The following is a 20,763-nucleotide window of genomic DNA, read 5'->3' on the forward strand; positions in this document are numbered from 1 at the left end:
ACCCTCCCCCGCAAGCAGACTGTCATGCCCCTGCGGGCGCACCGCCCCGGCCGTCAGACAAAGGACGGTGAGCCACCTGTCCGGGTCATAGGCGGCAATGCCTTCCATCCTGGATAGTCGAATCCATCGCAAGCAGGATGATCCTTCTCGCGCTCCGTCCCAAGTCCTCTCATCCGCTGCGACTGCTTCGCGAGCCTCACGCTCGCGGCGAGGGGGACGACCATGAAAAGAGCAGGCCTTCACCTGATGCTGGCGCTCGCGGCGGCGCTGCTGGCGGGCTGTGGAGCCACGGCCGGGGACACCGGGACGGCGCGGTTCTCCGTCTCGGCGCCTCAATCCCTCTCATCCACCATCGCCCGCGTGGCGGTTGCTTCGGGCGGGCCGGACATCCGCACCGTCTGGGTGGACCTGGCGCCCACGAATGGGGTGTGGGGCGGCACCATCGGCAACATCCCCGCCGGCACCGGCCGTGCCTTCGCCGCGCGCGCCTATGACGCCTCCGGCACCCTGCTCTTCTCAGGCTCCGCCGACGGCGTCTCCATCCTCGCGAACCAGACGACCCTCGTCGCCATCACCCTCCAGCAAGTCAATCCGCCGCCACCCTTCGACAACGAAGCACCCATCATCGACTTCGTGGCGGCGAACCCGAGCACCGTGGCGGCCGGAGGCACTGTCTCCCTGTTCTCCTCCGCGCACGACCCGAACCCGGAGGACACGATCAGCTACACGTGGAGCGCCACGGCAGGCTCCATCTCCTCGCCCTCCGAACGAGCCACCACGTGGACGGCGCCCACGTCCACCGGCATCCAGACGCTGACGCTCACGGTGACGGACTCGCGCGGTCTGGCCTCCAGCGCGCTCCTGGTCGTCAACGTCCTGCCCGAAGGGGAAGGCGAGGCCGAGCTGTCCATCTCCTTCAACAGCGCACCGGAGGTGTCCTCGCTCGACGCCGCGCCCACGCGTCTCGTCGTCGGGCAGCCGACGTCGGTGTCCGTGACGGCGTCGGATCCGGACGGAGACACCCTCGCCTACGCCTGGAGCGCGTCGTGCGCGGGGACCTGGACCGATGCGTCCACCAGCGCCGCTCGATTCACGCCCTCGCTCGCGCCGGCCAAGGCCTGCAACAACTGCCGCCTGAGCGTCTCCGTGTCCGACGGACGCGGCGGGCACAACACGGGCACCGTCGCCCTGTGCGTCACCAGCACGCCTCCCGCCCAGCACCTCGAGCCCGTCATCCTCCGCTCCTACCGCTCCTCGGACACGGCCATCCCGGGGCAGAAGCTCACCTACGAGGTGGCGGCCATGGACCCGCAGGGCTCCGCGCTGACCTTCGCCTGGGGGGCCGCTGGCGGCGAGCTGGGCCCCCCCACCGAGGACGGCTCCCACAGCCGCATCACCTGGACGGCCCCGTCTTGCGTCAGTGCCAGCTCCCCCCCTTTCGTGATCATCGTCGTCATCAATGCCTTCAACCTCACGGCCACGCGAAGGTTCCCGGTGACGGGGCTGCCCATCTGTTCCCTGGGCTGGGTCCCCACGGGGTCCATGAGCACGGCCCGGTGGGGCGCCACGGCCACGTTGCTGCTCAACGGCAAGGTGCTCGTCGCGGGGGGCGAGAACACGAGCAGCGGCTTCGAGACGGCGGAGCTGTATGACTCCACCACGGGCGCCTGGAGCCCGACCGGCTCCATGAACGAGGCGCGCGTTCTGTACCGGGCGACGCTGCTGCCCGGCGGCAGCGTGCTCGTGACGGGGGGCATGACGGCGGAGCGGTACGACCCGGCCACGGGCGCCTGGAGCGTGACCGGCCCCGTCGTGAAGACGCGTGAGTTCCACACCGCCACGCTGCTGCCCGACGGAAAGGTCCTGGTCGCGGGGGGCTTCGAACCCTTCACCGACTATCTCGCGTCGGCGGAGGTGTATGACCCGGCCACGAACACCTGGAGCCCGACCGGTCCCATGACCGAGCCGCGCGAGAACCACACCGCGACGCTGCTGCTCAACGGCAAGGTCCTGGTCTCGGGCGGCTCGAACCATGGCGGCAACCTGACGTCGGCGGAGCTGTACGACCCGGCCACGGGCACCTGGAGTTCCACCGGCTCCATGGCCCAGGACCGCTCCCGCGCCACGGCGACGCTCCTGAGCGGCGGCAAGGTCCTCGTCGCGGTGGGTTTCGACAGCCACGCCCATTACCTTGGGACGGCGGAGTTGTACGACCCGGCCTCGGGCACCTGGAGCCCGACCGGTTCCCTGGCCGCGCCTCGCTTCGGGCCGACGGCGACGCTGCTGCGGAGTGGGGAGGTGCTGATCGCGGGGGGAGCGGACATCGATGGCAATTTCCTCGCGACGGCGGAGCTGTACGACCCGGCCACGGGCATGTGGCGCCCGACCGACTCCATGCCCGCCCCTCGCTTCGGGCACACGGCGACGCTGCTGTCCAACGGACAGGTCCTCGTCGCGGGAGGCGTCAACAACAGTGGGTATCTCACGAGCGCGGAGCTGTACCGCCCATTCCTGGGGACATGGAGTTCGACCGGCGCCAGCATCACGCCGCGCCTGGAGCTCTACCGCCCCTGACCGCGCGGCGCTGGACCGTCCCTCCGAGACGGCGGGACGGTCAGGAGTCCGGTGCGTGACGGCCAGGGTGCCGTTGCAACCGCGCTGGGGGCATGGGCCGGAAGCGGAGGCGTCCGTCATCTTCCGCGGATGGGATTGCCCACGGGAATGAAGAGGACACTCCTTCACTGACCTGAAGGCCCGCGCCGCCCCACCCTCCCACGCAAGCAGACTGTTACGCCTCAGCGGGCGCGCCGCCACTGCCGGGAGGGACGCTACCGGAGGCGCCATGCATAGCCTTCCCGCCTGTTGCCGGACGCCGCCGGCACAGGGAGGCAGCATGCAGCAGGCGCATGGGTTCGTCGTCAATGGACGTGACGACTGCGTGGGCCGCCTCTGCGCTTCCGCTTCCCATGCGCCTGCTTCGCGAGCCTCACGCTCGCGGCGAGGGGGACGACCATGAAAAGAGCAAGAGCAGGCCTTCATCTGATACTGGCGCTCGCGGCGGCGCTGTTCGCGGGCTGTGGAGATACCTCAACGGACACCGGGACGGCGCGGTTCGCTGTCTCGGTGCCCCAATCCCTCTCATCCACCATCGCCCGTGTGGCGGTCGCCTCGGGCGGGCCGGACATTCCTTCTGTCTGGGTGGATCTGGCGCCCACGAATGGGGTGTGGGGCGGCACCATCGGCAACATCCCCGCCGGCACCGGCCGTGCCTTCGCCGCGCGCGCCTATGACGCCTCCGGCGCCCTGCTCTTCTCCGGCTCCGCCGACGGCGTCTCCATCCTCGCCAACCAGACGACCTTCGTCGCCATCACCCTCCAGCAGCTCAATCCTCCGCCGCCCTTCGACAACGAGGCGCCGGTCATCGAGTTCGTGGTGGCCTCCCCCAGCACCGTGGCGGCCGGAGGCACCATCTCCCTGTACTCCTCCGCGCATGACCCGAACCCGGAGGACACCATCAGCTACGCATGGAGCGCCACCGCGGGCACGTTCGCCTCGACGACCGAGCGCTTCACCTCGTGGACGGCGCCCACCTCCACCGGCATCCAGACGCTGACGCTCACGGTGACCGACTCGCGCGGCCTGGCTTCCAGCGCAATCCTGGTCGTCAACGTCCTGCCCGAAGGGGAAGGCGAGGCCGAGCTGTCCATCTCCTTCAACAGCGCACCGGAGGTGTCCTCGCTCGACGCCGCGCCCACGCAGCTCGTCGTCGGGCAGCCGACGTCGGTGTCCGTCACGGCGTCGGATCCGGACGGGGACACCCTCGCCTACGCCTGGAGCGCGTCGTGCGCGGGGACCTGGACCGATGCGTCCACCCGCAGTGCTCGATTCACGCCCTCGCTCGCGCCGGCCGAGGCCTGCAACAACTGCCGGCTGAGTGTCTCCGTGTCTGACGGACGCGGCGGGCACAACACGGGCACCGTCGCCCTGTGCGTCACCAGCACTCCCCCCGTCAACCACCTCGAGCCCGTCATCCTCCGCTCCTACCGCTCCTCGGACACGGCGAGCCCGGGCCAGGTGCTCACGTATGAGGTGGTGGCCAGCGACCCCGAGGGCTCCGCGCTCAGCTTCGCCTGGGACTCCAGCGTCGGCACGACAGGCGCTGCCACGCAGGTGGGCACCCACAGCCGCGTCACCTGGACGGCGCCCGCGTGTCTCCGCCCGGGCACGACTCCAACCGTGACCGTCACCGTGACGAATGCCTTCGACCTCACGGTCAGCCGGAGCTTCACGGTGGAGGGGCTGCCGGACTGTGCCCTGGTGGGGCAGTGGGATCCGACCGGCCCCATGGGTGGCGGGCCCCGGTGGGGCCACACCGCGACGCTGCTTCAGGACGGCAGGGTGCTCATCGCGGGAGGAAGCGCCCAGAAACGCAGCTTCTATCTCGAAACGACGGAGCTGTTTCACCCGGCCACGAACACCTGGAGCGCGGGCGCCCCCATGAACGCGCGCCGCCTCTTCCACTCGGCGACGCTGCTGCTGGACGGCAAGGTGCTCGTCGTGGGAGGCGAAGGCTTGGAGGGCGTCGAGGGATTCTCCGCTGGGGCGGAGCTGTACGACCCGGCCACGAACACCTGGACCCGGACAGGCTCGATGGCCCAGGGCCGCTCCAGGCACCTGGCGGCGCGGCTGCTGGACGGCAAGGTGCTCGTCGCGGGAGGCGAGGACATCAACGGCTCCCTCACGTCCGCGGAGGTGTATGACCCGAACACGGGCACCTGGAGCCCGGTGGGAGCCATGGCCGAACCCCACTTCTCCACGGCGTCGCTGCTGCCCACGGGCAAGGTGCTCGCCCCGGGAGTCGCGGCGGCGGAGCTGTACGACCCGGCCACGCGAACCTGGAGCCCGGCCCCCGCCCCGCTCGCGCCCCTGGGAGGCCAGCAGCCGGTGGTGCTGCGCGATGGCAAGGCGCTCATCACAGCGGGCAGGACGGCGCAGCTGTATGACCCCTTCCTGAACACCTGGAGCCTGACGGGTGCTCCGCTCGAACCCATCGGTGGCCCGGCGGTGCGGCTGGTGGATGGCAGGGTGCTCGTCGTGGGCCCGGAGGTGGCGGAGCTGTATGAGCCGGGCTCGGGCACGTGGAGCATGGCCCCTGCGCCGGCCATCTCGCGTCTTGGATACACGGTGACGGCGCTGGCCGACGGCAGGGCGCTCATCGCCGGGACACCTCCCAACACCGAAGAGGAGTCGGAGTCCGCGGAGGTCTACACGCCGTGAGGCGCGCCACGCATCACCGGGTGCGGGTGCTCGCGGCAGTGCGGTGCGCGGGCTGAATGGATGCCGAGGGGACACCGGGACGGCGCGGTTCGCCGTCCCGGTGCTCCACTCCCAGTCCACGGCAATACCTTCATGAGGGTGCGCGGAAGGGAGGAAACCCATGGTGCCGGCGCTCCTCACGGACCTCTATGAGCTCACGATGGTGGACGCATACCTCGCCGAGGGGCTCCACGAGGAAGCGGCCTTCAGCCTCTTCGTCCGCCGGCTGCCCACGCGCCGGAACTTCCTGCTGGCGTGCGGCCTGGAGCAGGCCCTGACCTATCTGGAGACGCTCCGCTTCTCTCCCGGGGAGCTCGCCTGGCTGGAGTCATTGGGGCGCTTCTCCCGGCAACTGCTGGACTGGCTGGAGCACTTCCACTTCAACGGGGACGTTCACGCCGTGCCCGAGGGCACCCCCGTCTTTGGCCAGGAGCCGCTGCTGGAGGTGGTGGCCCCCCTGCCCGAGGCGCAGCTCGTGGAGACGTATCTCATCAACCAGGTGCACCTGCAGACGCTGGCGGCCTCCAAGGCGGCGCGGGTGGTGGAGGCCGCGCGTGGCCGGCCCGTGGTGGATTTCGGCGTGCGACGCATGCATGGCGAGGACGCGGGCCTCAAGGTGGCGCGCGCGGCCCACGTCGCCGGGGTGAGCGCCACGTCCAACCTTCAAGCCGCGCAGCGCTACGGCATCCCCGTCGCGGGCACCCTGGCGCACAGCTACATCCAGGCGCACGACGACGAGCTCGCCGCCTTCCGCGCCTACGTCCACCGCTTCCCGGAGACGACGCTGCTGGTGGACACGTACGACACGCTCGACGGCGTGCGGAAGGTGGTGGCGCTCGCGAAGGAGCTCGGGCCGGACTTCCACGTGCAAGCGGTGCGGCTGGATTCAGGGGACCTGGCGTCGCTCTCGCACCAGACCCGTGCGCTGCTGGACGCCGCGGGGCTGGAGCGCGTGCGAATCTTCGCGAGCGGCGGGCTGGACGAGGACGAAGTGGCGCGGCTGCTGGCGCATCAAGCCCCCATCGACGCCTTCGGCGTGGGCACGGCCATGGGGGTGTCCGAGGACGCGCCCGCGTTGGACATGGCCTACAAGCTGGTGGAGTACGCGGGCCGGGGGCGGCTCAAGCTGTCACCGGGCAAGGTGCTGCTGCCCGGACGCAAGCAGGTGTTTCGCGAGGAGTGGGACGGCGTGGCGAGCCGGGACATGCTCGCGTGCCATGACGAGGTGCTGCCGGGGCGCCCCCTGCTGCGGCAGGTAATGCACGCGGGCCGGCGGCTGGAGGGCGCCTCTCCCCCGCTGACGGCGCTCCGGATGCACGCGCGGGAGGAGCTGACGCGCCTGCCGCTGGAACTGCGAGGGTTGGAACCGGCACGGCCTCCCTATCCGGTGGCCGTGAGTCCCGCGCTGAGCGCCGCGAAAGAGCAGGTGGTCGCCAGGTTGCGCGAGCAACTGCCAGCGCACTGATTGCGCTCACCCGTGAGCAGCCGAGCCATGCTTCCGGGCCTCTTGTCGGCGAGAGGAGAGCACGCACCTTGGCGGGCACCATGCCCCCGTTCCTCCGCTCCCCCCGGCCTGCCCGCGCGTTCGGGTTGGCATTGTTTGTGTTTCCATTCTTGATGGCGCTGGCATGCCAGGGCGCCGCGCTTTCCGAGCCCGAAGAGGCGCTGGAGCAGCAGTCGCCGCGCCTCGTCCTGGAGCCCGGCCAGCTCGTTGTCTCGCTCACCTTCGATGACGCGAGGGCCAGCCAGGTCAACGCGGCATCCTTGTTGGCGGCGCGCGGCCTGCGCGGGACCTTCTTCGTCAGCAGCGGGCGGCTTGGCCTTCCGGGCTACCTGACCCTTGCGCAGCTCCGGAGTTTCCAGGCCGCTGGCCACGAGGTGGGCGGCCACACGGTGTCCCATGTCCAGCTCCCCACGCTGGACGTGGACTCGCAGCGCCGGCAGGTGTGTGACGACCGCGTGGCCCTGATGAACGCGGGGCTGAGGGTGACGTCGTTCGCCTACCCGTCCGGAGCCCGGGACGCGACCACCGAGCAGGTCGTCATCGGCTGCAACTACAACTCCGCGCGAGAGTCTGGCGGCCTGCGGACGCCGGACAGCTGCACGAGCTGCCCGTACGCGGAGACCGTTCCGCCGCAGGACGCCTTCGCCATTCGCAACCACGGCTCCATCCAGAGAACCCAGACGCTGGCGGACCTGCAGGGGCTGGTGCTGCGCGCCGAGTCCGCAGGCGGTGGCTGGGTGCCCATCGCCTTCCACGAAATCTGCCCGGGGCCATGTCCGGCGTCCGAGACCTACGGCATCAACGTGTCCACCTTCACGGCCTTCCTGGACTGGCTCGCGGCGCGCGCTTCGCGAGGCACGTTCGTGCGCACAGTGGATCAGGTCATCGGTGGCGCGGTGAAGCCGCCCGTCAACGGGCCCCCGCTGCCCGACGCGGGCACGCCACCTCCGACACAATTGCTGGCGAATCCGTCCCTGGAGACAGACAGCAACGGAGACGGAACACCGGACTGCTGGCAGCGCGGCGGCTACGGCGCCAACTCCTACAGCTGGTCGCGGACCGCGGATGCCCATTCCGGAAGCTGGGCCCAGCGCTTGAGCCTCACCAGCTACTCCAGCGGGGATCGCAAGCTCATCTCCTTGCAGGATCTGGGATCGTGCGCGCCGCCGCTCACCTCGGGCCACCGCTACAGGGTTTCCGCCTGGTACAAGGCCACCGCCGCGCCCCTCTTCAAGGCGTACTACCGCAACGCCTCGGGCGGCTGGGTGTGGTGGGCACAGAGCGCGCTGCTGCCCACGCGCGGCACCTACGGCTACGCCGAGTGGACGACGCCCGCCGCGCCATCCGCGGGCCTGGGATTGAGTGTGGGGCTGGCCCTGGAGCGCGTCGGCACGCTGACGATGGATGACTTCAGGCTCGAGGACCTCGGTCCGAGTCCCTTCGCGCCGCTCGAACCCGAACCGCCGCCGGTCCCCTGAGCTCCTGAGGGGAACGCCAAGCGCTCTTGCCCCCGCGGGTGCGTACCCTCGATTGCTTGCCCTGCTTGCCGAGCCGGGGCGCGAAGCGCATTTGATGAAGGCATGACGCTCATCCACCAGTTCATGCCCGACTGCGCGCTGCGCGAGGTGGACCGGGTCGCCACCGCCGCGAGCCCCGAGAGGGCCTGGGCAGCCATGCGAGCGATGGATCTGCACGACGTCCCGTTCATCCGCTGGCTCTTCGCACTCCGGCTGCTCCCCGAGCGCAGCCTCGCGCGCCTTCGTGGCAAACCGGTGCGGCGGTCCCCGCACATGCGGATCGATGACATCGTGGCGCCGGGAAACGGCTTCCTCCTGCTGGGCGAGGAGACCGGACGCGAGCAGGTGGTCGGCGCCATCGGGCGTTTCTGGCGACCGAGCATCGACTTCGTGGGCGTCACGCCTGGGGACTTCACGGCATTCAGCGAGCCAGGCTTCGGCAAGCTCGCCTGGAACGTGCGGGTGGAGCCACGCGAAGCAGGCGGCGCGTGGCTGGGTGTCGAGCTGCGGGTGACGGCGACGGACGCGGCCTCGTGGAGACGCTTCCGGCGGTACTGGTGGCTGATCGGCAGGTTCTCCCGGATCATCCGCCGGAGCGAGCTGCGCAGGTTGCGGCGGCAGTTGGACCGCGAGAAGCCGCCGCGGGCTCGACAGGAGGGACCCGCGGGTCTGACGTCTCCCTTGAGCCGTGGCGCGCTCAGGAGAGGTGGCTCGACACTTCGTCGTGCAACGCCTCCGCGTGATGCGGGTGGCCCTGCTCCGTGATGTTTGCGGGCGGCACCTCCCGCACCAGCCAGAGGCAGGCGCATTCACCATCCGCGCAGTCCTGGGATGCGGACCGAGAGAAGCTCCACCACCTGCAGAGCTTCTTCCGCTCGGCCTCGTCCGGCGCACTGAAGCCGCTGGAGCGATAGAGCACGGCCGCATCCGCCTGCCGCTTCTTCTCCGCGGCGGAGGCCTGCTGCTCTCCCTGGATGTGGACCGCCAGCCGGGACACCCCTTTTTTTGGATCCTTGGCCCACGTGTTCAGGCTGTTCAGGAAGGCCTCTCCGATCCCATTGCCCCAGAAGCCGGGCGGGACGAAGAAGTCCCCTTCGTCCCAGGCCAGCAGCCCACCCGCCGCATCCTCACCACACCGCGCGCGGACGAGTGCGAGCTGGATGTCGTGTGATCGCTGGCCGTCGTAGCGGACCGGGTGCTTGAAGGAGAGCAGCCTCGCGCCGTCCCCCATGGGCGGAACGCGCTTCTTCTGCATCCAGGCGGACATCGCCAGCCCGGGGTGTTGCTTCCCATCCACATCCTCCACATGGCCCCCGTCCCGGCCGGACGTCAGGTCGAACTGCGCTTCGAGGAAGCGCGCGAATCGCTGCGGATACAGCGTCTTCAGGAGCGGCCACCACAGCCGGAAGAGCGGCGCTTGCGTCCAGCGCGCGAAGTAGTTCATCAGCCCCAGGTAGGCCGGATGGTTGTGTGTCTCGTCGAGCTTTTCACAGAGGAAGACCTCCTCCATGAAGAGCAGGGCCCTCCGGCAGGCCTGGAGCGACAGGGTGATGTCACGAGGCCGGGGTGAGTGCGAGGGCCTCACCGGGACGCCCTGCCGCAAGCGCGCGAGGGGCACCAGTTCCTCCAGGTACTGCTCCTCCTCGAACACCTCTCGCAAGAGCCGATGCGCCCCCGACGCATGCAGCAACGTGTCGATCTCCGCCGCACGCGACGCGAAGCGCTCGAAGCGCTCCGAGTACCCGGCGGGAAGCGGGAGCCACTCCCGGCGGGCCTGGGCGAAGAAGCGGGCGCCCTGCCCCGGGTGCTCCACCTTCACGTCGAGCTGCCGCAGGATGGGCTGGAACGCCAGCTCGGCCTCGTGCTCGCCCAACCGCCGGTACGCCTCCCACTGCGCCTCGTCGTAGAACTGGTCTCCGGTCGACTCATGCGGGAAGGCCGCGTTGCGCGTCTTGTACTGAGTGACGTCCGCCGGCTCGTTGCCCATCAGCGTGGGCCGGATCATCAGCAGCACCCCGGTGTCCCCCGTCGGGTAGTGGATGTCTCCGGCCACCATCGGCTGGCGCGCCAATCCATCCGGACCGGGGCGCAGCGGTGACAGGTCGATGCGGATGTCCACGCCGAAGTCCTCACGCACCCGCCGCACGGCGTTGCCGAAGTCGTCGAACGCGAGGTCCGGATCCCTCCCGCAGTCGGAGACGAGGATGTAGCGGCAGTGCCGGCGCACCAGCTCGTAGAGCGCCAGGTTCTCGAAGTGCCCGCCGTCCGAGAGGTGCACGTCGCGGCCCTGGGCTCGCGACATCCCGAACATCTCCTTGAAGAAGGGCAGCCCGACGGCCCACTCGAAGTAATGCCCCCGGCCTCGTGTCGGGTGGGGCCACCACAGCCCCAGGCGGAAGTTGAAGGCGGTCATGAGGAAGGTGAAGGCCGCCCCGAGCCGCTTGGAGTAGGCGCCCATGTTCGAGTTGAAGGCCGCGCCCGATGCGGTCATGGCCGCGCCGAGCGACGGCGCCCCTCCTTCACGCCGGCTCGTGCCCTCGGACGTCCAGCCCGCCGCTTCATGCGCCACGCTCATCCCAACGGCCGAGAGCACGGCGCTCTGGGCACCTCGCCCCAGGTTGCGCATCGAGTCCTTCGGCCGCAGGTCATTGGCCGCGCAGCAGATGAGGTGCAGCGGCCTGGCCGGAACGGAATGGTTTAGCGCCGTCAGCGGGAGGTCGTCTGTCCGGCGCTCGCTCGCGGGCTCCGCTCGTCCCGAGTCCGGGAGGGACGCGCCCAGGTAGGCGCGCGCGAGCCTCGACCGGTAGAAGTGGTGCAGCCCCATCCGGGTGGTGTCGAAGCAGAAGAGCGTCGCGACGGTGATTCCAGCGGCCAGCAGGAACAGCGGCAGGAGCTGCCCCTGCGTCCGTGCATGGGAGACCAGGGCCATGACGCCAATGAGGAACAGCACCACGACGACCGCGGAGAGCAGCGGGATCGCCACCGGCCGCGCGCGCGCCCGCTTGCCGGGCACACTGGGACGGCTCGGCTCAAGGGTGAAGCGCTTCTGCAAGCGCGTGAGCACCGCCATGAGGAAACCGGCGAGAACGGGCCCCCCCGCGACGAACAGGGACTGGACCCCCACGGAGTGGAACCAGTCCTCGCCGATCCAGGCACCGCCCAGCCAGCACAACGCGATGCCCGCCCAGAGCGCCGCGAGCAGGAACAGCCGGCTGATGACCCGGCCGAACGCGTACGTCCAGGCGGGCTGCTGCGTGCTCCGGCCCAGGCGCGAGAAGAGGAAGCGCAGCAGGACGAGCGCGCCCGCGCTGGCCATCCACACCGCCGCGGGGCTGAACAAGGCCCGGAGCATGGGCCCGGAAGGCGGGGCCAGGGTCTGCATGCGCCGCCAGCCCAACATGTTGGACATGGCCATCAGGGCCCCTGCGTGGCCGCGCGCAAAGAGCCATTCGAGCCCGAGCGTCATGCCGACGGCAAAGAGCGCCGCCAGGACATAGGCCCAGGAGCCCTCCAACGAGCGCGAGTCGCGGTCGCCGCTCACCTCCAACCCTCGCCAGGCCACTTCGCCCACCAACAACTCCACGGACGTCAGCACGGCCAGGAGCACGAGACCCCGATCGCCGGTCATGATCCCGCGCGCAAGGAACTCCCAGCCCAGGACGCCCAGCGTCAGGAGCGCGAGCGTCGCCAGGAGCGAAGGGATGGTGGCGTTCACCACCGACGACACCATCCTGCCCGAGTCCGAATTCAGCAGCCCGGGCCGGGGGCGCAGGAAGTTGCTGAACAGGCGCAGGTGGTGGACGGGGTCCGGCTCCGCCAGGCCCAGCGTCGACGGCGAGTCCGGGAAGGCGGGAGGCTCCTTCAGCGGATGGGGCTCAGCGCCCGGGTCGGCGCGAAGTCCAGCCCGCGCACGCCACGCCGTCCAGAAGCTCCCGACGTACCCACCGCCCGACACGGTCGAGAGGTAATGGAACACGCCGAGCAGCTTCAACTTCTCCAGCCCCTGCAGCAGTCCCAGATTGAAGGTGGCGCTGCGGATACCACCTCCGGAGAGCGCGAGCCCGAAGAGGTCGTCATGGGGATGCTCGATCCACGTCGGCGCTGAATCCCCATCCGGCCGCACGGTCGGCTCCCACGCGATCCTTCCGTCCGAGGGAGCCGCGCCTCCCTGCGCCCGCCCGGGCCGCCGCTCTATGGCTTTCAGCTCCAACGCCACGAGCCCTTCGATGCCCAGACCGGCCGCCTCCTCCCGTTGCTTACGCGTCCCCATGGCGGTTCCCCCTCCAGCCATGACTTGCTCCTGGACCTGCCCCGCGCAATCAACGAACAGCGTGCCCCCCGCCCGCTTGCTCCGTTCCGCCTCCGCGAACCGCACCCCACGAGGTCGACGTGACGGCAGGTCCTGAGTCAGGGAGCCCCAGAAAACAAAGGCCCTGGAGTCACCGGCTTGCACCGGAAACGCCAGGGCCTTCATTCGGCCGGGAGCCGTCCTTCAGGGACTACTGGATGGTGTACGCCACCGTGCCGCTGCAGCTCCCGCTGGAGTAGCAGCCGACGCGGATCTGGTAGGTGCCCGCCGTCGTGGCCTTGAAGCTCGCGTAGGACAGCGTGCCGCAGGCGTCGTCGTTCGAGGCGACCTGGGTGGTTCCGTTGTACAGGCGCAGGTACGTATCACCCGTGCCGGAGGCGCCCGGCACCGTGCAGGTGCCGAACTTGAGGGTCTGCCCGGCGGCCAGGGTGACGTTGCGGTTGACGGTGTTCTGGTTGGCGCTGTTGGTGTTGGTGGCGGTGAAGGTGAACGTCACCGGCGTGGGGGGCGGCGGGTAGCCCGCGCACAGGCGCGTGCTGGTCGCCACGCCGCAGTACTCGTCGATGGCCGGCCGGACGTAGGTGATGTCCTCGCCGCGGCAGCCCGTCTCCGTGCAGGTGTTGACGACGTTGCAGCTCCCGTTGGACTTGTAGTCGGTCTCGCCGCGCACCAGGATGCCGGCCACCGTGTAGCCGTTGTTCTCGTACACGCCCGAGCCCGAGTTGCCGCCGAACGTGTCCGTGGTGCCCACGAAGTAGTCCAGCGTGCCCGCGCGCGCGTCACGCACCGAGCCGCCCGAGTCGATCTTGAAGGGAATGCCGCTGCCCGAGCCGATGACCGTCACGTTGGTGCCCACGGGCAGCGCGGCGTTGCCCGAGCGAATGGGGGCGGGCGTGAAGCGCGGGGTGGCCGGCCGGTCCAACCGGACGACGGCGAAGTCCAGGTTGCGACCGCCCACCGTGCCCTGCTGGCGCGCGACAATCGCCTGGCAGGAGAAGATGTCCGCGGTCGTCACCTTCTGCATGGAGCCGGCGGCGGTGCGGTAGAAGTTGAAGACGAAGCGCGTGCTGGCGCAGGCCGACGCGCTGGTGATGCAGTGGCCCGCCGTGAGCACCAGGTCATCGTCGATGAGCGTGCCGGAGCAGAAGGCCGGGGTCAGGTCGTCCAGGAAGCGCTCGGAGGTGCAGAGGTTGTACGCGGAGCGCAGCGTGGACGCGTTGAAGGTGACGTCGTCGGGGTTGGTCGCGTTGAAGTCCGAAGGGTTCATCAGCGCGACGGTGGACTGCTCAGCGCGGGCGCGCAGCGTGGCGTTCGCGTGCGCGTACACGTCCGTGCGGTTGTCGGTCCCGTAGACGACGGGCTGCTTCTCCGTGCCCAGGGGAGCGTTGTCGGTGGACTCGGCCTCGGGGGCCGGACCACAGGCCACGAGGGAAAGGGTACACAGCAGCGTTCCAAGCAGCGTCCTACGGCCGGAAGTCCGGGGGATTCGCATGTGCTGAACACTCCTTGAGGGTGAGCACCGCCCGCCAGGGCGAGCAGCGGGCCGCATGCTCGCGCCAAACACGCACTCTCCGCAAGGCTCACTTATAGAGCACTCACCGTCGTCCAGGAATTTCCAGCAAAGCAGCCATGGACCGTCCAAAGGCCGTCGGCGCGCCGTCACTCGCTGTAGACTCACACCGCTTTCCGGGGGACTCCAGCCGGGGCACTTTGGAGGCCGTATGGCCACGCTCCGCTTCCGCTCGCAGGGCATCTCACCTCCACGCTGAAGCTGGCGAAGACGCTCCGGGCTCGCGGACACCGGGTGGTCTACTGCTCCCTGCCGGATGTCGAGTCCTCGCTCCAGGCCGAGGGCTTCGAGCTCATCCCTGTCTTCACGTCCCTCTTTCCCAAGGGCCTGGTGGCGGAGATGACGGCGAGGGCATCCCATTCGCGCGGCAGGGAGCTGCGCGAACTCGCGCGGGACCACATCCAGCGCCGCAATGCCGTGCTCCAGGCCACCCTGGACGGTGAATACGACAGGCTTCTGGAGGCCCTCCGCCCGGACCTCGTCCTCTGCGATGACCGGGTGATGGATCTGCCCATCGTGTGCCATGGCCATGGCGTCGCCGTGGCGCGGCTGAACACCACCCTGAGCCTCCCCCAGCACCTGTCGCACCTGCTGCCGACGAGCAACGGCAAGCCTCTCATCAGCGCGCTCACGCCCGTGCTGCGTCCGCTCGAGGTCATGCTCGCGCGCGGGCCTGGTGCCCCGCTTCCAGGAGTTCCACCGGCGGCTCGCGCTCAAGCATGGCTGCCCGATGGAGCCCGTGGACTTCCCCCCTTCCAGCTCCCCCTGCTGCGGGACGTGGTGCTCTTCCCCAGGGAGTTCACCATGCCGGACATGCCGGCCGGGCGCGAGCCGGTGCTCCACCTGGGCCCCTCCATCGATCTGGAGCGCCAGGAGCCGGCGTTTTCCTGGGAGCGGCTGAAGAAGGGCCAGCCCCTCATCTTCTTCTCGCTGGGCACGCTGGCCTCATCCGGCCTGGCCCGTCAGGTGATGAAGGCGGTGAGCGAGGCGGCGGCGCTGCGGCCACACTGGCAGCTCGTCCTCGCCGTGGGGTCCGTGCTCGACCCGGCGGAGTTCGACGGGGGCCCGGCGCAGCTCGTGGCCGTGCGCAAGACGCGCCAGCTTCAACACCCATCTGCAGATCGGCCCGCACTTCCAGGTCCCCACGCTGGTGATGAGCGCGCCGGAGTTCGACTTCCGCCGCTCGGCCGCGGACGTCCACTACCTGGGGCCGTGCGTGGATCTCGACCGGGCGGAGCCTCCGCTGCGCCTGGAGCCGCTCCAGGACGATTCGCCGCTCATCCTGTGCTCACTGGGGAGCCATGGCGACCGGCTGCGCGGACACCAGGCCTTCTTCCAGTCCGTCATCTCCGCCGTCGCGCGCAGGCCCCGGCTCCGGCTGCTCATGGCCGTGGGCAAGCAGTTGCGGACGGACGCCTTCGGCCCGCTGCCCCCCAATGTCACGGTGGTGGACTGGGTTCCCCAGCTCACTGTGTTGAAACAGGCGTCGCTGATGATCACCCATGGCGGGCTCAACAGCGTGAAGGAATGCATCTGTCTGGGCGTACCGATGCTCGTGTATCCGCTCATGTTCGACCAGCCGGGCAACGCCGCGCGCGTCGTCCACCATGGGCTCGGACTGAGGGGGAACATCCGAGAGGTCTCGGCGGAACAGGTGGACGCGCAGCTGGATCAGCTCCTCGGCACCCCTGCGTTCCAGGACCGGACCCGGGCCATGCAGCGGACTTTTCAGGATGCCGATGCCGCCAGCCGCGGCGCGGTGACGCTCGAGCAGCTGATCCAAGAGCAGCGGCTCGCGGCCTGAGTCAGGAGGCGCGCTCCTGCAGGGCCGGGGCGGACTCGGCGGGAGCGACCAGCTTCCCGGCGTCGAGCCGCAGGACGCGGTCAGCGACGCCGAAGTAACGGTCATCGTGGGAGATGACCACCACGGTCTTGCCCTTGCGCTTCAGCTCCGGAAGGAGCTCCGTGAAGAACACGGCCTTGAACGCGGGGTCCTGATCCGCCGCCCACTCGTCGAAGAGGTAGATGGGGCGGTCTTCCAGGTAGGCGGTGAGGAGCGCCAGACGCTTGCGCTGCCCCAGTGACAGCTCGGTGGTGGAGAGGACGCCGCCGTCGATCCGGACCTTCCGCGACAACTGGAGCAGCGACAGGTAGTGCTGCACCTGCGAGGCGGTGCCCTCTCCGACGAGCCCCAGCAGCCGTTCGAACAGGTAGAAGTCCGAGAACACGGCGGAGAACAACTGCCGGTAGGACTCCTGCGTCTGCTCCGTGATGGGCTGGCCGTCCACGACGATCTGCCCGCCCTCGGGCTGGTACAGCCCCGTGAGCAGCTTGGCCGCGTGGTCTTCCCGCTGCCTTTGCCGCCCACGAGGAAGATCAGCTCCCCGGCGTGCATGCGCAGATGGATGGGCCCCACCACGAAGTGCCCGTCGGATTCCTCGCGGTAGTAGGTGTGGGTGACGCCCACGAGCTCGACCGTCTGGAACGTCGAGCGGTGTCCCCGTTCGGGAAGCGAGGGTGCATCGGAGCCCAGGGAGTCGAGCGTCAGCCCCAGCTGGTGGACCTTCGTCCACGACACATCCCCGCGGCTCAGGATGGGCAGCGTCTCCATGACGGACTGGAGCGGCTGCTGGAGGTAGAGCGCCGCGATGCAGTACCCCACCAGCACCGACGGCTGCACCTAGCCCAGGCCCGGCATCACGAAGATGAGCGCCCCCACGAAGGCGAAGGACAGGAGCATCCCCAGGCTCCCCGTCGCCGCGAAGACGTTGCCGATCCGGATCTGCAGCGCGCGCACGAGCGAGGACGTCGCCTCCACCTCCTCCGTGAGGAACGCGGCGCGCCGCTCCTGGTGCAGCTTCAGCTCCTTGATGCCCTCCGTGAGGCCGCGAAGCTGCTTGTACAGCGCCCCCTGGTGCTCCCGAGTGCGCTGGAGATCCAGGATGGCGCTCCGGGCCAGGAGCCGGTAGCCCACCACGCTCAGCGCGATGACGAGCAACAGGCCGACGAGCAGTTGCCAGGACAGCCACGCCAGGTAGACGCAGCAGCCCAGCGCGATGGCGATGTTGGTGAGGAAGCGCGGCAACACGCCCAACGCGGTGCTGATGACGAAGAGGTCCTCCGTGAGGACCGTCATCACGTTGGGAATGCCCTGCTCCTCCAAGCGCCGCAGCGGCGTGGCGACGACCTGACGGGCCAGCCGCATGCGCATGTCGAAGAGCGCGTCCCCGTTGAGCTTGTTGACCAGGGCCTGCGTCCCGTAGCGCAACAGCAGCGTCAGCACGCCGAGCACCACGAAACCCAGGGCCACCGCCGAGCTCACCTGCAGCTGGGACGCGAGCGCGTGGTTGATCAGCGCGATGAGCCCCGCGTTGCTGGCGCCCGAGAGGAGCCCGAAAACCGTCACCAGGATGAGCGACGCGGGGACGTCCGGAACAGGAGGGCGAGGAATTTCATGGGTCGCAGGCCCGGCACTCCTCGGACGCGAGGGCCTGCACCGGATTCAGTGAAGAACTCTACATGAGTTCTTCAAGCCTGCCGCAGTTTGCTGGATTCGCTGGTCTGAGACGCGGCCCAAAGCCCTGGACTCACCGGCTCACACCGAGAACTCCAGGGCCTTCAATGGTCAGGGCGACAGGCTCTGAACCTGCGAACACTTGCCCCCCAAGGAACCCCGGGGGCCGTCCAGCGGTTACCAGCCCTTCACAACCTCTCGTAAATACCCGGGTTTCTTCGACTGGGGCTATCAGACCCTCCCATCCAGTACCCCAGAACACCAAGATTTTTGCTGCTAGTTTGCTGCTGGGCCTCGCCCCGGTGGCGTCGGTAGCCTCAGGTTCCGGCCGGCTGCTGACCATCTGGCAGGTCGCGAAGCAGCTGGGGGGTATGCCGGGCCACCGTGTACCGGCTGTGCGAGCAGGGCGCACTGCCCCACGCTCGCATCTCCAACGCGATTCGGGTCAGGGCGGAAGCCTTGGAGCAATTCCTGCGGGATCACACAGAATAGCTGCCGTAGCGGCGGGGTAATCCAGGAGATGATCGTGCCTGCACCCAACGCTTGTCTGCCTCGCTCCCTCCGCGCAGGTAGCGCCGCACCGTGTTGCACGCCACGCCGCAGGGGCCTGCACTGCGGCTGCTCACACACTATCGTTCCCACAATGAATGACAGCCACCGGGCTTGCGCGCCCAGACCGTTCACCGCGTTGATGCTTCTCGCGGCACGAGCAGAGCGCGGGGGAGATAGCGCATGAGCACACTGGAACGGGAATCGCGGCACGCGCCCGAAGAGGCGCTCCACCTCCTCCTGGCCAGTGCCGATGACCACCAGCCCGTGCTGGATGCTGGGCTCGCTCCTGACGCTGCCTCAAACGCACCGAAACCCACGCAGCTCCCACGCCGTACCGAGGCGCTCTCCTGGGAGCGGCCAGATGCCTCACCGAATGACCTGCCAGCGCAGCGCTGGGGGATCATCGCTTCAGAGGGAGATGAGGGCGAGGCGTTCCTCCGGGCCATCACCCCCCTGATCCAGCACCGCGAGAAGGAGCAGGGGGCGCCGGTGCGGACCTACAGGGTTCCCCCGAACATGGACGCCGCCGCGTCTGTGAAGTGGCGGGACCAGGTGTACCGGGCCGAGGACGTTCCCCAGGAGGAACGGCCGAGGTACCTGCTTCTGCTCGGCGACCTGCACCACATCTCCATCGAGTTCCAGCACGTGCTCGCCCACAGCGCCTTCGTGGGGCGGCTCCATTGCGCCCGGCCCTCGGGCTCACCGGAACTCGCGGGCTATACCGCCTACGCCCACAAAGTGCTGGCCTCCGAGACAAGTGCCGAAACGCCCGAGGCACCCGATGTCCTGCTCTACACCGCGCAGGACGGCTCCGCGGCCACCACGCTGGGCCATCAACTCCTGATGGAGCCTTGCCGGGACGTGATGGAGAAGCAGTGGAAACCCAAGCACCCTGCGATGCGCCTTCAGCCCCTCCCGTATGACAACGCGGGCTCGGAGGGGCTCCTGCGCGCGGCGAGCGAGGCCCGCTCAGGGGTGATGCTCTCGATCACCCACGGACTCGGGCAGCCGAAGCGGGGCTGGGCGTCCGTCGAGGAGCAGCGGGCGATGCAGGGTGCGCTCAAGATAGCCGCCGGCCAGTGCCTCACCGGGGACGCGCTGCGAAGTACTCCCTTCCTCCCAGGAGGAATGTGGTTCTGCGTGGCCTGTTTCGGAGCGGCCACGCCACCTCGGAGTGCGTTCCAGGCGTGGTTGGAGCTCCTCGCTCGGGAGCAGGCCTACGCGGGGCGGCCCGAGGCCGTGCTGAAGAGCATACCCAAGTCAGGAGAGCGGCCCTTCCTGGCCGCGCTTCCCCAGGCCCTGCTGGCCAACCCGCAGGGCCCGCTGGCCATCATCGGCCACAGCGACCTCGCCTGGACGTACGGGTACGTGGAGCCCACCGACGTCTACCGGAGCCGCGCCTCACGCATCACCTCGGCGCTCGAGGTCCTGGCGAACGGCAGCCGTGCGGGCGTCGCGCTCGATGCCCTGATGCGCTTTTACCGGGACGTGAACGAGAGTCTGATGGCGGACTACCAAGCCCGGCAGGAGGCGCTCACCTTCGGCCAGCCCGACCCGGTCGAGCCCCGGAGCCTTGGCCATCGCTGGATGCTGCGCAATGACCTCCGGGGCTACATCCTGCTCGGAGACCCGGCGGCACGCCTAGCATTGCGGCGCACCCCCGCGTGACGGCGGCTCAGCTCGCTGGAGCGGGCTGTGGGGTGCGTCCGAAAGAGCGTTCACAAGCCTCGTAGTTCTTCTGAGCCTTTTTCTCGACCTCGTAGAGATAGGTTTTGCGCAGTTCGGGGGTGAGACATTTCGTGCTGTCCTCCCGAAGCGCCTGCTGAATGGATGCAACAGTCACAGGCCAGATTCTCGCGGTTCTAGTCGAGACAGTGACCACCCATTGCCCATCCGGGCTGAACGCGGCGGACAAGATCCCCTTCTCGGCCCCCCGCAACACCACTGGCTCGTCCTTCCCGTCCGCTCGCCACACCCGCGCCGTCCCATCCACTGAAGCCGTCACCACCCGCTCCCCATCCGGGCTGAACGCGGCGGAAGTAATTCCCTCCGTGTGTCCCCGCAGCACCACCGGCATGCCCGTCCCGTCCGCTCGCCACACCCGCGCCGTCCCGTCCCAGGATGCCGTCACCACCCGCTCCCCATCCGGGCTGAACGCGGCGGACTTAATTTCATCCGTGTGTCCCCGCAGCACCACCGGCATGCCCGTCCCGTCCGCTCGCCACACCCGCGCCGTCCCATCCACCGATGCCGTCACCACCCGCTCCCCATCCGGGCTGAACGCGGCGGAAGTGACCGGCCCTCGTGCCCCCGCAGCACCACCGGCATGCCCGTCCCGTCCGCTCGCCACACCCGCGCCGTCCCGTCCCAGGATGCCGTCACCACCCGCTCCCCATCCGGGCTGAACGCGGCGGAAGGGACCGGCCGCTCGTCCCCCCGCAACACCACCGGCTCGCCCGTCCCGTCCGCTCGCCACACCCG

At 69.3% G+C, this 20,763-nt stretch carries 13 protein-coding genes and 1 pseudogene; 8 read left to right on the plus strand and 6 right to left on the minus strand.

Annotated features, from left to right (window positions below):
• The first annotated feature begins 222 nt into the window (after positions 1-222).
• From D7W82_RS27750 to D7W82_RS40185, 5 genes are all read left to right on the plus strand, one after another.
• Complete coding sequence (locus tag D7W82_RS27750; protein WP_120621230.1) at positions 223-2,574, plus strand: kelch repeat-containing protein; 2,352 nt, start codon at positions 223-225, stop codon at positions 2,572-2,574.
• Positions 2,575-3,012: 438 nt separating this feature from the next.
• Positions 3,013-5,277, plus strand: coding sequence for a kelch repeat-containing protein (locus D7W82_RS27755; protein WP_120621231.1), 2,265 nt, complete (start codon positions 3,013-3,015; stop codon positions 5,275-5,277).
• Positions 5,278-5,437: 160 nt separating this feature from the next.
• The gene (locus D7W82_RS27760) at positions 5,438-6,781 is read left to right on the plus strand and encodes a nicotinate phosphoribosyltransferase (protein ID WP_120621232.1); all 1,344 of its coding nucleotides are present in this window, start codon (positions 5,438-5,440) and stop codon (positions 6,779-6,781) included.
• Between the two features lie 152 nt (positions 6,782-6,933).
• The gene (locus tag D7W82_RS27765) at positions 6,934-8,298 is read left to right on the plus strand and encodes a polysaccharide deacetylase family protein (RefSeq protein ID WP_158617738.1); all 1,365 of its coding nucleotides are present in this window, start codon (positions 6,934-6,936) and stop codon (positions 8,296-8,298) included.
• Between the two features lie 102 nt (positions 8,299-8,400).
• A complete protein-coding gene (locus D7W82_RS40185) occupies positions 8,401-9,102 on the plus strand; it encodes a hypothetical protein (protein ID WP_147439582.1) in 702 nt (233 codons plus the stop codon).
• Here the strand turns inward: D7W82_RS40185 and D7W82_RS27770 are convergent.
• A complete protein-coding gene (locus D7W82_RS27770; protein ID WP_120621234.1) occupies positions 9,035-12,607 on the minus strand; it encodes a hypothetical protein in 3,573 nt (1,190 codons plus the stop codon). The genes D7W82_RS40185 and D7W82_RS27770 overlap by 68 nt on opposite strands.
• A gap of 229 nt (positions 12,608-12,836) precedes the next feature.
• Complete coding sequence (locus D7W82_RS27775; protein ID WP_120621235.1) at positions 12,837-14,138, minus strand: serine protease; 1,302 nt, start codon at positions 14,136-14,138, stop codon at positions 12,837-12,839.
• Between the two features lie 1,231 nt (positions 14,139-15,369).
• Between D7W82_RS27775 and D7W82_RS27785 the strand changes: the two genes are divergently transcribed.
• On the plus strand, positions 15,370-16,020 hold the full coding sequence (locus tag D7W82_RS27785; RefSeq protein WP_120621237.1) for a glycosyltransferase: 651 nt from the start codon (positions 15,370-15,372) through the stop codon (positions 16,018-16,020).
• 1 nt (position 16,021) lies between these two features.
• Here the strand turns inward: D7W82_RS27785 and D7W82_RS42215 are convergent, their stop codons facing one another.
• Positions 16,022-16,789 (minus strand): ATP-binding cassette domain-containing protein, encoded by a 768-nt coding sequence (locus tag D7W82_RS42215; protein WP_158617739.1) that lies wholly within the window; start codon positions 16,787-16,789, stop codon positions 16,022-16,024.
• Between the two features lie 107 nt (positions 16,790-16,896).
• Positions 16,897-17,622 carry an ABC transporter transmembrane domain-containing protein gene (locus D7W82_RS27795; RefSeq protein ID WP_158617740.1) on the minus strand — a complete coding sequence of 242 codons (726 nt, stop codon included), beginning with the start codon at positions 17,620-17,622 and terminating at the stop codon, positions 16,897-16,899.
• Positions 17,623-18,108: 486 nt separating this feature from the next.
• On the opposite strand from D7W82_RS27795, the pseudogene D7W82_RS42600 reads away from it, so the two are divergent.
• Positions 18,109-18,222 (plus strand): annotated as a pseudogene (locus tag D7W82_RS42600) (helix-turn-helix domain-containing protein); the annotation flags it as partial.
• A 576-nt stretch (positions 18,223-18,798) separates the two neighbouring features.
• Positions 18,799-19,950 (plus strand): hypothetical protein, encoded by a 1,152-nt coding sequence (locus D7W82_RS27805; RefSeq protein WP_233587971.1) that lies wholly within the window; start codon positions 18,799-18,801, stop codon positions 19,948-19,950.
• Between the two features lie 7 nt (positions 19,951-19,957).
• On the opposite strand, the gene D7W82_RS42400 is transcribed toward D7W82_RS27805, so the two are convergent.
• Both D7W82_RS42400 and D7W82_RS42405 read right to left on the minus strand, forming a co-directional pair.
• Positions 19,958-20,632: a WD40 repeat domain-containing protein gene (locus D7W82_RS42400; protein WP_370451078.1), complete on the minus strand. Its 675-nt coding sequence runs from the start codon at positions 20,630-20,632 to the stop codon at positions 19,958-19,960.
• Positions 20,536-20,763, minus strand: a 228-nt coding sequence (locus D7W82_RS42405; protein ID WP_304988748.1) for a WD40 repeat domain-containing protein, incomplete at its 5' end; no start/stop codon positions are given. The genes D7W82_RS42405 and D7W82_RS42400, both read right to left, overlap by 97 nt.

This window comes from Corallococcus sp. CA049B, assembly GCF_003611685.1.
GTDB lineage: Bacteria > Myxococcota > Myxococcia > Myxococcales > Myxococcaceae > Corallococcus > Corallococcus coralloides.